The organism is Pantoea wallisii (assembly GCF_002095485.1).
GTDB classification, from domain to species: Bacteria; Pseudomonadota; Gammaproteobacteria; order Enterobacterales; family Enterobacteriaceae; genus Pantoea; species Pantoea wallisii.
Genome location: NZ_MLFS01000011.1, coordinates 79,093 through 90,677, shown reverse-complemented (window position 1 = coordinate 90,677; position 11,585 = coordinate 79,093). Strand labels below are relative to the sequence as shown.

The 11,585-nt window shown below is 56.7% G+C and carries 8 protein-coding genes and 2 pseudogenes; 1 reads left to right on the top strand and 9 read right to left on the bottom strand.

What is annotated here, in order from left to right:
• Positions 1-117 precede the first annotated feature (117 nt).
• The 3 genes and pseudogenes from iolG to HA48_RS06205 form a co-directional block, all read right to left on the bottom strand.
• Positions 118-1,128, bottom strand: coding sequence for a bifunctional inositol 2-dehydrogenase/D-chiro-inositol 1-dehydrogenase (gene iolG, locus HA48_RS06215; RefSeq protein WP_128600253.1), 1,011 nt, complete (start codon positions 1,126-1,128; stop codon positions 118-120).
• A gap of 27 nt (positions 1,129-1,155) precedes the next feature.
• Positions 1,156-1,977, bottom strand: a complete 822-nt coding sequence (locus HA48_RS06210) for a TIM barrel protein (protein ID WP_128600252.1) — start codon at positions 1,975-1,977, stop codon at positions 1,156-1,158.
• Between the two features lie 147 nt (positions 1,978-2,124).
• Positions 2,125-3,569, bottom strand: a pseudogene (locus HA48_RS06205) (sugar porter family MFS transporter).
• 410 nt (positions 3,570-3,979) lie between these two features.
• On the opposite strand from HA48_RS06205, the pseudogene HA48_RS06200 reads away from it, so the two are divergent.
• Positions 3,980-5,322 (top strand): annotated as a pseudogene (locus tag HA48_RS06200) (MFS transporter).
• 40 nt (positions 5,323-5,362) lie between these two features.
• On the opposite strand, the gene arnF reads toward HA48_RS06200, so the two are convergent.
• The 6 genes from arnF to arnC are packed head-to-tail and all read right to left on the bottom strand — an operon-like array spanning position 5,363 to position 11,584.
• Entirely contained in the window at positions 5,363-5,740 is a 378-nt protein-coding gene (gene arnF, locus HA48_RS06195; RefSeq protein ID WP_208613109.1) for a 4-amino-4-deoxy-L-arabinose-phosphoundecaprenol flippase subunit ArnF, read from the bottom strand.
• Positions 5,737-6,069, bottom strand: a complete 333-nt coding sequence (gene arnE, locus HA48_RS06190; protein ID WP_128600251.1) for a 4-amino-4-deoxy-L-arabinose-phosphoundecaprenol flippase subunit ArnE — start codon at positions 6,067-6,069, stop codon at positions 5,737-5,739. Before arnE ends, arnF begins: the two co-directional genes overlap by 4 nt.
• A complete protein-coding gene (gene arnT / locus HA48_RS06185; protein WP_128600250.1) occupies positions 6,066-7,727 on the bottom strand; it encodes a lipid IV(A) 4-amino-4-deoxy-L-arabinosyltransferase in 1,662 nt (553 codons plus the stop codon). The genes arnE and arnT overlap by 4 nt, the downstream gene beginning before the upstream one ends.
• 16 nt (positions 7,728-7,743) lie before the next feature.
• Positions 7,744-8,628, bottom strand: a complete 885-nt coding sequence (gene arnD, locus HA48_RS06180) for a 4-deoxy-4-formamido-L-arabinose-phosphoundecaprenol deformylase (RefSeq protein WP_128600249.1) — start codon at positions 8,626-8,628, stop codon at positions 7,744-7,746.
• The gene (gene arnA, locus HA48_RS06175) at positions 8,625-10,604 is read right to left on the bottom strand and encodes a bifunctional UDP-4-amino-4-deoxy-L-arabinose formyltransferase/UDP-glucuronic acid oxidase ArnA (protein WP_128600248.1); all 1,980 of its coding nucleotides are present in this window, start codon (positions 10,602-10,604) and stop codon (positions 8,625-8,627) included. The genes arnD and arnA overlap by 4 nt, the downstream gene beginning before the upstream one ends.
• The gene (arnC, locus tag HA48_RS06170) at positions 10,601-11,584 is read right to left on the bottom strand and encodes an undecaprenyl-phosphate 4-deoxy-4-formamido-L-arabinose transferase (RefSeq protein WP_128600247.1); all 984 of its coding nucleotides are present in this window, start codon (positions 11,582-11,584) and stop codon (positions 10,601-10,603) included. The genes arnA and arnC overlap by 4 nt, the downstream gene beginning before the upstream one ends.
• Position 11,585 lies beyond the last annotated feature (1 nt).

Here is an 11,585-nt window from a genome sequence, read left to right as displayed (position 1 = left end):
GAGGTTTCAGCCAAATATCGCGTGCCGAGGCCTGCATGGATGCGGCCGTTGCCATTCCGGGCGTGCTCAGTATCCCTTCTGACGTTGCAGGATCCTCCCGCAATGACTCGTTAAGGGTTAGTTATAAAACGCCGGACGCGCTGGCATGGTAATCGGCACGATCTCACCGTTATTCTGCGCGGCAACACAGGCATCTGCTGCGACAGCGGCAGCGTAACCATCCCATGCCGATGGGCCAGTCATCTCACCCGACAACACGTTATTGATGAAATCCTGCAGCTCAACGTCATAAGCATCAATAAAACGCTTCTTCCAGTCGGTCAGAATGCCGGTCGAAAGTTTGGCCGCGCTACGGGTCTGTACTGACATCGGTTCAGGCAAACGCGCAATACCCGTCTCGCCAACCACTTCACACTGAATATCGTAACCGTATTCACAGTTAACGAAGATCTCGACATCAATGCGTACGCCTTTCGCGGTTTCCAGCAACACGATCTGCGGATCTTTCAAATGCGATGAGGCTTTACGCGTCTTACGTGGGTAGATTACCTGCGCACTGACATAATCGTCCTTCAGCAACCAGCGCAACACATCCAGCTCATGAATCAGCGTATCGGTAATCGCCATATCGGTGGTATAGCTATCACCCACTTCCGGATTACGGTGCGCGCAGTGCAGCATCAATGGCTCGCCAATCTCACCGCTATCAATCACGTGCTTCAGGGCACGATAGCCGCTATCGTAAGGACGCATAAAGCCCACCTGAACCAGCTTCTTACCGGCAGCGATCTCCGCTTCCACAATATTCATACAGCCCTGCGCCGTCACTGCCAGCGGCTTCTCGCAGAACACTGCTTTCCCTGCTTTGATCGATGCCAGCACAAACTCTTCATGCGTCGGGCCCCAGGATGTCACCAGAATCGCCTGCACATCGGGTGCATTGATCAGATCATGCGCGTTATCGTAAATCTCAGCCTGCAGACCAAGATCGCTGATCACCTGCTCACAGTTACTGCGATTGATGTCATTGAGCGCGACGACGCGAGAGTTCTGCAGCACCTGGCTGCAACGACGAATGTGTTCACGGCCAATTGCGCCCGTGCCGATTACACCAATATTGAGCGTCATGAAAAGTTCCTTAATAGATAAGCGGGGTTAGTTATTCAGGTAGTCAATGCTGGTTTTGATCTCACGCGTAATATCTTCCGCGCTCCAGCTCTCCATCACCGACGAGAACGGCTCAAACGCATAAATCCCGCGGTAGCCCATCTCCTCCAGGCGCTGAACCTGCTGTTTGGATTTCAGCAGATCCTCCGCGCTCAGCATAATGCGCTCTTCATCCGTCAGCTCGTGCGTAGGGCGCGCGTCAGTAACGCCCGAAAGATGCACCAGGCCGATGTTATTCACATCCACGCCGCCGGCGAAATCCTGCTCTGCGCCTTCATACAGGTGATGATGGAAGGTATCCAGCACGATCTTAAACGGGACATCCGCTTGCTTAATCAGCTGCTGCGCCAGCGCCGCAGAACGCAGAGAGCTCTGCGGGAAGCCGAGCGGCTCCACCAAACCTTTGATGCCGTATTCGGCAAACAGCGGCGCTAAGGTTTTCAGCGCATCCACCGTTTGCTGCTCCGAAATAATGGTGCCGTCATTGAGCGGGCACAGCACTAATGCTTTGGCGCCGGTATCACGCGCATCCTGTAATAAACTGCGCGTCCTCTCCAGCACCTCATCCGTCAGCTGGTTAAAGGGATAGACCGCGTTAATGGTCTCAATTGAAAAATTATGCTGCGCCGCCAGACGACGCACTTCAGCGCCGCCTAAACCATCTGTCACGCTGCCGCTTTTCATATCATTGCGAATTTCAACCTTATTTAACCCTAACTCCTCCACCAGCGAGAAAAATTCCGCGATACTCAGGTTAGGCGCAATTTTACGGTTCACACAAAGGCGGTCACTGCTTATTTTGTTCGTCATAGTCGTTCCTGGATAATAAAGGGTAAGGATGTTCTGTTCTGCTTTGACGCCATAACATCCTTTGATAGTAATTTATCTTTTTGCCCCGCACTGCGGCTTCTTTGAGTGATTTACATCAGCGCGATAGCAATCAGATCGCCGTCACAGTTATGACTTTCCGTCATACAACTCATAGAAGTAGTGCTCAACCTGCTCCAGGCTCCGGCCTTTGGTTTCCGGGATGGCACGCAGGACAAACAGTGAACCACCAATGCCAATAATGGCAAAGGTCAGGAACGCCCCGGCCAGCCCAAAGGCGGCCAGCAGCAACGGGAAAGCCATCGAAATAGCGAAGTTCGCCATCCACAGGCAAACACTGCGCCGCCCATACAGATGCCGCGCATGCGGGCCGGGAAGATTTCCGACAGCAGTAGCCAGGTCACCGGCGAAAGTGCCCCCTGCTGGAAGCATAAAAACATCAGCATACCGGTTAGCACCAGATAAGCGCGTACCAGGTTCACCTCACCCGCCGCATGGTACTCCGGCATAAAGAAGCACACCGCCGCGATGAAAAACAGGCAGCCGGTACAGCCCATCTGCCCAATCAGCACCAGCGGACGGCGACCAATTTTGCCAATCATCCAGATACCCACCAGCGTCATCACCACGGAGATCACCCCATTGGCGATGGTGGCGAACAGCGCTGCATCGTTGCTCAGACCGGTTGCCGTCAGCATCGTGGGCGCGTAGTACATGATGGTGTTAACACCGGTCAGCTGCTGGATTGCCGCAATCCCGATGCCGAGAATAAACACCTTACGCAGCCACGGCGTGCGCAAGTCGCGCAGACGGCCTTTGCCCTTCTGGCGATTCTCTTCGATGGTCTCTTCAATCTCCTCCAGTTCCCACTCGACATCCTCCGCCGCGCGGGTCTTCTCCAGTACCTGACGCGCCGCCCGGGTATTACCGCGCATGACATGCCAGCGTGGACTCTCAGGCATGAACATCATCCCGACCCATAGCAGCACCGCGGGCACAGTGGAGATTGCCAGCATCCAGCGCCATGTGTGCTCGCCGCCCCAGATTTCATTGAAGGTGGCATTGGAGACATACGCCAGCAGCTGACCGGAGACGATCATTAGCTCCTGTAACGTCACCAGCTGGCCGCGCTTATTGGCAGGCGCGATCTCCGCAATATAGACCGGCACCGTGGCAGCAGCGCCGCCGACGGCAATGCCGAGAAACAGGCGCGACACAATCATTGACACAACATCAGGTGCAAAAGCGGAACCGACCGCGCCGATGGCGAAGATAAAGGCGAGCAGGATAATGATTTTGCGTCGCCCCAGCGCATCGGCAAAATGCCCGGCCAGAAGTGCGCCAAATGCAGCGCCGAACAGCAGTGAACTGGTAACCAGACCGGTGGTAAACGGCGTCAGGTGCAGGTCACTGCGCATAAAGAGCAGCGCCCCCGACACCACGCCGGTATCGTAGCCAAATAATAAGCCACCCAGCGTGGCGACCAGCGCGATAATTTTTACAAAAGGCTCCGTTCTTGTTGTGCTATTCGGGCCGGATGCGGTGTTGGTCGATATATAAAGTTCTCTTTCCATAATACCTCCTGGTCAAAACTATTTAGGAAATACAGCAGAACAAAACAGAGCCAACACGCTATCGGCATTTTTATTTCAAGTTAATATTTATTTGAAATCTTCTTTTCGAACTGTGAGTTCAAGCAGTTTGACGATTTTATTTTGATGGAATTTCATCAAGTCGTGCGAGGGTGATAAATTACGCAGCATCCGCAGAGAAGTTGGGGTTTTAATATCAAATAACCGATAAAAGTAGCGCAACTATTTGCATCGCTCTGATGCGTGCTAATAAAAAAAGGCGCCGCCGGCTGAGCAAACTTATGAGGATTTCAGGGGTGATTGGCCAAACATATTTGTGATCGCTGACACATCAACAACACAAACATCCTTGTATGGTAGTCGCATTATAACTCATCTGCAGGTATGCATTTATGGCTTCCTCTACCCTCGCATCGTCATCGGCCACTCAGGGCAATCACACCTCGTTGATTCGTCGCGTTGCCAGCGCTTCTGCTATTGGCACCGCCGCAGAGTATTATGATTTCTTCGCCTATGGCACCGCTGCGGTCCTGTTTTTCGGTCACCTCTTCTTTCCCAGCCACGATCCGCTGATCAGTACCCTCGCCGCGTTTGCCACCTACGCGGTGGGCTTTCTGGCACGGCCGATTGGCGGCATTGTCTTTGGTCACATCGGCGATAAAGTGGGCCGGAAAAAAGCGCTGGTCGCGACGATCCTGATTGTCGGTCTGGGCACCTTCTGCATCGGCCTGCTGCCAACCTACGAAAAAATAGGCATCTGGCGCCGGTACTGCTGATTGCCATACGCCTGTTACAGGGATTTGGCGTAGGCGGTGAACAGGCTGGCGCAGTGCTAATGACGGCAGAGTACTCAACGGCTTCACGCCGTGGCTTTTTTGCCAGTTGGGTGCAGATTGGCGCACCGGTGGGTTTCCTGCTGCCGCTGGCGCTGTTTGCTATTCTCAATGCTACGCTATCGGCGGATGAGATGATGGCCTGGGGCTGGCGCGTTCCCTTTTTACTCAGCGCGCTGTTAGTGATTGTGGGCCTGTTTATTCGCCTGCGGATTGATGAATCTCCGGTTTTTGCCGCGATCCGTGAAACCAAAGCCGCCGAATCGCGCCCATTGAAAGAGGTGATCAGCGGTCATCCACGCCTGGTGATTAACGGTGTGGCCGCCAAGTTGATTGAAGCCTGTGCCTTTGCGCTGTTCACGGTGATTATCCTCGCATGGGGAAAAGCCAATCAACTTGACGCGGGTATTCTCATGAACAGCATGATTGTTGCCGTCATTCTGGAGGTGTTCACCATCCCGCTGATGGGCGCGCTATCAGACAGAATAGGCCGCAAGCCGGTCTATTTAATGGGTGCGCTGCTGATCATTATCTCAATCGTGCCTTTCTTCCTGGCGCTCTCTCACAATAGCTACTGGCTGACGCAGCTGGCGATGATCGTGGCGCTCACGCTGGGCCACAGCATGTGTTATGCGCCGCAGGCATCGTGGTTCCCGGAGCTGTTCCCTACCCATATTCGCTGCAGTGGAATCGCGGTGATCTGGCAGATAGGGTCCCTGATTGGCAGCGGCGTACTGGGATTAGTCGCGGTTAAAATACTGCAGGTCACTGGCGGACACTGGTACGGGCTGGCGCTCTATGTTGCCGTGCTGGGGATAATCTCGCTTATCGGCCTGCTGCGCCTGCCGGAAACTGCCCCCGCTCGCCGTAAAGGTGAATACCATCCCTGGCACCAACACTAAATAAAGGCAAAAAAACAGTAAGTCGTGACATTGTCACGACTTAATGTTTACGCTGCGGCAGCGTGATGCACAGCAAACCGCAAACAATCAGTGTGACACCGGCCAGGCTGCTCCAGCGGAACGACTCACCCAAAGAGGGCAGCGTGATTGCTGCCAGCCACACCACGACATAGCTGAGACTCAGAAGCGGATAGAGCCGGTTGAGCGGCAGATAACGTAGCGCCAGCATCCAGCACAGCATAGAGACCCCATAAGCACACAGCCCCGCGCACAGCAACAGCAATAGCGTACCGTGCTGCTGCCACTGCGGGCTGAGCAGTATCGCGACAGAGGGCAACCGGACCATGACAGCGCGCAGCACTAACTGCGCCACAGAGACCAGTAAAATACTCCCCATCGCCAGCAGAAACCCCTTCACAGATGACTCCCCATCAGCGCCACGCCAGCGACAATGACCAGCGTACCGATCCACTGTCGCAGGGTGTAGGTTTCATGCCAGAGCAGACGTGCAGCCAGCGCTACCAGCACAAAGTTCAGGCTCAGCATCGGATACGCCACGCTCACGGGTGTGGTGCGCAGCACCGCCAGCCACAGCAACATCGCCACACCCAGCAGCACCAGGCTAAGCACCACCCACATCAGCAGGCGGATTCGCCCATGGCGCCTGCCTATCAGCGCAGCCTGCTTCTGGCACAGCTGCGCCGCGCAGCTCAGCAGACTGACCAGCATAATCAGCATCACATTCATGGCGTTGCGTTATAACCGTAGTAAACCAGGCGGCCCTGACGATAAACGTCGTCCGGCTGTGGCAAACGCGTATCGGGCTGTTTCTCGCCTGCATTGAGCATCAGCACCAGCGATACCCTGCCCTGGCGACGATGTACCTGTAGCCAGTCGGCAAAGGCCTCTTCATCCACATAGCGCGGCTGTGCATCCGGATAGCTCAGGCCATACTGCAGCTCGCCTTTGGCATCGTAAAAGGTGATGTCGCTTCGCTGCAGCTCCCATGCCATGGCTGAGGCAATGCCAGGGTTGTCTGACAGTAAATAACGACTCTCCGCCAGCTGATGCGCTACCGCCCGCACGAAACTCTGCGGCTGCTTCGCATCTCGCACCCTATCGGGAATCGCGAACCCCACCAGCAGCGCCAGCGCCAATGGGCACAGCGCCGCCCATTGCCAGCGGCCGTTTCCCGGCTTCAGACTCAGCCAGCCCATCACGGCCCAGCCGGCAAATGCCAGCGCAGCACACGCCACCTGTCGGGTCTCATCGCGTGTATAGACCGGGTGGTGTGCCACTCCCCATGGCGCAATCACTGCCACGATGATAAACAGCGCGATCAGGCCAAAGATCAGATTGATCCAGCCGTTAAGCTTAAAGACTTTCACCAGTTGCGCTTTACCGCTGTGCGCATACTGCGCCATCAGCAGCGCCAGCGGCGCAAAGCACGGCAAAATATAGGTTGGCAGTTTGCCTTTAGCGATGCTGAAGAACAGCAGCGGTAATAACGTCCAGCTCAGCAGGTAGACCGCGCCGGCATGCTGTTTCCGCTGGCGCCAGGCGCCAGTCAGCGATCCGGGCAGCAGGGCCAGCCAGGGCAGAGAGCCCGCCAGCAGCACCGGCAGGTAGTACCAGAATGGCGCTTTATGCTGGGCATCAGCGTCAGCGAAGCGCTGAATATGCTCGACCCAGAAAAAGTAGTGCCAGAAATCCCCTTCCTGATGATAGATCGCCAGCGCCCAGGGTGCGCTGATCACGGCCGCCACCCCTATCGTGAGCGGCCCCCAGCGCAGCAGCTCACCAAAGCGCCGCTGCCAGAGTGCCCACGGCACGATGGCCAGTACCGGCACTGCCAGCGCCAGAAAACCTTTGGTCATAAAACCCATGGCGCAGGCTGCACCCAGCAGCAGATAGCCACGCAGCCGCTGCGGGGAGGTCGCCGCCTGCGCCACCAGCCAGTAACTGCACATTGCGGCCACCATCCACAGCAGCAGGATGGGATCGAGCACCGCATAGGTACCCACGCCATACACCAGCAGAGAAGTCAGGAAGATAGTGCTGCCGGTTAGCGCAACTTTATGGCTGGCAAACATCTGCCGGCCAAGCCAGTAAATCAGCAGTGCGCTTAACGTGGTGCAGAAAATTGAACCGGCGCGAACGCCAAAATTTGTGTGCCCAAACAGCAGCTGGCCCAGATTATTGACCCAGTAGCCGGCAATCGGCTTCTCGAAATAGCGCAGGTCAAAAAAGTGCGGCACCAGCCAGTTGCCGCTGAACAGCATCTCACGGCTGATCTCGGCATAGCGGGTTTCATCCGGCTGCCACAACGCACGGAATTCAATCGGGATCAGGTAATAGAGGGCAAAGAGCGCCAGCAGCAGCGCGGTTTTGGTGCCTGTTCGCATCCGGAGTTCCTGTAAATTATTTCTGGCAGCCCAGCCAGCCTTCACGACCGGCGAGGTGTCCGCGCACGACATGACCATACGGCAGCGTGCTGAGGTCATCTGGCAGCAGCTCACTGAGCGGGCAAAACCGGATACCGCTGTGCGCTGCACGCTGCAGGAGTTCACTGAACGCCGCCAGTCCGACAATGCCTTCAACTTCCGCGTGAATGGTATAGACCGGTGTGCCCGGCGCCGCGAGCATCTGCTCAAGGATGAAATCGTTGAAGCCGGCCGCGCTCACCGATTGTCCGACCACCTCATCCCAGGTGGGCAAAGTAACCGGAATCTGTACCGTGCCCGGCGTGCCATCCGGCAGTAGCGGGATAAACGGGCCGCTACCGCGACAATCACTGTTGTAACGGAAGCCAAACGGCTCTTTGGCCGCTACGGTACGCGCGTCCGCGCGCCAGCCCGCCACAGCCGAACAAGTGACATTGTCACCGATTATCGCTTCCAGCGCGCTTTTCCCCCTGGCGATATGCTGGCGCAGCGCTGCCGGTGACCAGACGCCGGCCCAGGTCTGCCAGGCAAAGTGATCCCACGCGTGCAGGCCTACTTCATGGTGATCGGCGGTGGCGCGGATGATGTCAGGCAATCCGCGACCAATTTGTCGCCCGGGCCACGCGGTGCCGGCCAGCAGAATATCCCAGCCGTAGAGCGATACCGCGCGTGAGCGCAGCATTTTCCATAAAAAACGCGGCTTCAGCAGGCGCCATAAATGGCGCCCCATATTGTCCGGCCCGACGCTAAAGAAGAAGCTGGCCTGCAGCTGATGCAGGCTAAACAGCTCCAGCAGCGCCGGCACACCACGCTGCGTGCCCCGCCACGTATCGACATCGACACGCAAACCGACCCGCTTCATGGCTTATCCTGCAGCTCAACGGTGCGCAGGAAAAAGTCCAGCGTGTTATCGATGGTGGTATCCATTGCTACCGCAGGCGTCCAGTCAAGTAAACGACGGGCGTTTTTGATCGACGGCTTGCGGTGCTCCACGTCCTGATAGCCCTTGCCGTAATAGCTGCTGCTCTCGACGTCACGGAAGCCGGCAAACGGCGGGAAGCGATCGCGCAGCGGATGGCGCTCAAAGCTTGCCAACAGCTGCTCCGCCAGCTCTTTAATGCTGGCTTCATTCTCCGGGTTACCGATATTGACGATCTGCCCGTCGCAGTTGTTGTTTTTATTCTCGATAATGCGGAACAGCGCTTCAATACCATCACGGATGTCTGTGAAACAGCGCTTCTGCGCCCCGCCATCGATCAACTTGATCGGCGATCCCTCAACCAGGTTGAGGATCAGCTGGGTGATGGCGCGTGAGCTGCCAATCCGGGCGGCATTGAGGTTATCCAGACGCGGCCCCATCCAGTTAAACGGACGAAACAGGGTAAAGCGCAGCCCCTCTTTCTCGCCATACGCCCACAGCACGCGATCCAGCAGCTGTTTTGAGACGGAGTAGATCCAGCGCTGTTTGTTGATCGGACCTACCACCAGGTTCGAGTGGTCCTCGTCAAAGTGCTTGTCGGTGCACATACCGTACACTTCTGAGGTTGACGGGAAGATGATGCGCTTTTTGTACTTCACGCAGTCACGAATAATCTTAAGGTTCTCTTCAAAATCGAGCTCGAAGACCCGCAGCGGGTTACGCGTGTACTCAATAGGCGTGGCGATCGCCACCAGCGGTAGCACGACGTCGCACTTCTTAATGTGGTATTCGATCCACTCTGAATGAATACTGATATCGCCTTCAACAAAGTGGAAGCGAGGCTGATCGAGAAAGCGGCTGATGGCATCAGAACCGATATCCAGACCATACACCTCAAAATTATCATCCTGCAGCAGCCGCTCGGTCAGGTGGTTACCGATAAAGCCGTTGACGCCCAGAATCAGCACCCGGGTACGGCGCTTGACCGCGGCAATTGGCTGTGAGTAGAGCAGCGCACCCGGTACCATGCCGAGGCTTTGCGCCAGCTGGCTGCCGTTCATGTAGACGCCGTTATCGCTCTGCCCGGTAACCACTTCCAGCGCGCCCGTACCGCAGGCGATCAAAAAGGGCTCCACTGACAGTACCGTGCCCGGTTTGGCCGCGGCGACATCGTTATGCACCCGCGCTTTCCATACGGTAAATTTCACCGTGCCGGCAAACGCAAACGCCCCAGGCCAGGGGTCGGTCACAGCACGCACCAGATTGTTGACGGCCTGCGCCGGCAGCGTCCAGTTGATGCGTCCATCCTCCGGCGTACGGCGGCCTACCACGGTCGCTTCGCTATGGTTCTGCGCCGTGGCGGCGATATCACCGCGCTTCATCGCCGGCAGAGCGCCCTCCAGCAGCTGGCTGGCGCAGGCCACCAGTTTGCGATGCAGCGTCAGCGCGTTGTCCTGTTCATCAATCGCCACACGCTGTTGCGCCACAATATCGCCCGCATCCGCGCGTTTCACCATACGGTGCAGCGTTACGCCGGTTTCGGTTTCGCCGTTCACCAGCACCCAGTTGAGCGGTGCGCGCCCACGGTATTTTGGCAGCAGTGAACCATGCAGATTAAATGCGCCGTTGCGTGCGGTATCAAGAAGGGTGTCGCTGAGTAAGGCACGATAGTAGAACGAGAAGATGAAATCGGGCTGCATCGCTTTAATACGGTCTACCCACAGCGGATGGTTGACCTCTTCTGGCGCATATACCGGAATGCCCTGTTCTGCCGCCAGGCGTGCAACCGACGGGAAGGCATGGCTCTCCGGCGAGGTATCAGCGTGCGTGAAGATAGCGCCGATCTCAAAGCCCGCATTTAATAGCGCAGTGATGCCTGCACAGCCCATTTCGGCATAGGCGAATACGATAGTTTTCATTGCTTAATTTCCTGTACAGAACCATCCTGCTGCGGATAGATAACACGTTGAATGAAGTAGCGCGGACGGGCGCGTACGTCGTTGTAGATACGGCCGATGTACTCTCCGAGCAGGCCCATACCGATAAACTGGGCACCGACAAAGATAAACAGCACGGCAAACAGCATAAATACACCGTCGCCTGCCCAGTCGGCGCCAAGGAACAGGCGCAGCACTATCAGCACCAGTGAGAACGCAAACCCGGCCAGCGCGATCAGGCTGCCGACGATGCTCAGCAGGCGCAGCGGCGTGGTGGTCAGGCAGGTAATCAGGTCATACATCAGGTTAATCAGCTTCATGAAGCTGTACTTTGAGTCACCAAACTCGCGCTCGGCATGCGTGACCGGCAGTTCAATGGTGCGGCGCGCGAAGGTGTTAGCCAAAATCGGAATAAAGGTGCTGCGCTCATGGCAGTTAAGCATCGCCTCGACAATATGACGCCGGTAGGCGCGCAGCATGCAGCCGTAATCGCCCATCGCTTTACCGGTGACGCGCTGGATCAGATGATTGATAGTGCGGGAAGCGCGACGGCGGAACCAGCTGTCCTGACGGTTCTGGCGCACCGTGCCCACCACGTCATAACCCTGTTTTGCCGCCTGGACCAGATGAGGGATCTCCTCCGGCGGGTTCTGCAAATCCGCATCCAGCGTGATGATCAGATCACCCGTGACGTGGCTGAATCCGGCCATGATCGCCGAGTGCTGGCCATAATTGCGGTTGAGCAGTACACCTACCACATGGCTGCCTGGCATATCTGCGGCATCGGTAATCATCTGCGCGGAGCGATCGGCGCTACCATCGTCTACCAGCAAGATCTCATACTCCAGCGACAGCGCGCGGCAAGCCGTATCCGTGCGGCGCACCAGCTCCGGCAGGCTCTCCTCTTCGTTGTAGACCGGGATCACCACAGAGACTTTACGAATCGGTTTTTCATCCAGCATG

What these genes read in the sequence shown, in the direction of transcription:
- iolG (WP_128600253.1), bottom strand. Translation starts at nt 1,128, where the DNA reads ATGACGCTCAATATTGGTGTAATCGGCACGGGCGCAATTGGCCGTGAA.
- HA48_RS06210 (WP_128600252.1), bottom strand. Translation starts at nt 1,977, where the DNA reads ATGACGAACAAAATAAGCAGTGACCGCCTTTGTGTGAACCGTAAAATT.
- arnE (WP_128600251.1), bottom strand. Translation starts at nt 6,069, where the DNA reads ATGAATGTGATGCTGATTATGCTGGTCAGTCTGCTGAGCTGCGCGGCG.
- arnT (WP_128600250.1), bottom strand. Translation starts at nt 7,727, where the DNA reads ATGCGAACAGGCACCAAAACCGCGCTGCTGCTGGCGCTCTTTGCCCTC.
- arnD (WP_128600249.1), bottom strand. Translation starts at nt 8,628, where the DNA reads ATGAAGCGGGTCGGTTTGCGTGTCGATGTCGATACGTGGCGGGGCACG.
- arnA (WP_128600248.1), bottom strand. Translation starts at nt 10,604, where the DNA reads ATGAAAACTATCGTATTCGCCTATGCCGAAATGGGCTGTGCAGGCATC.
- arnC (WP_128600247.1), bottom strand. Translation starts at nt 11,584, where the DNA reads ATGCTGGATGAAAAACCGATTCGTAAAGTCTCTGTGGTGATCCCGGTC.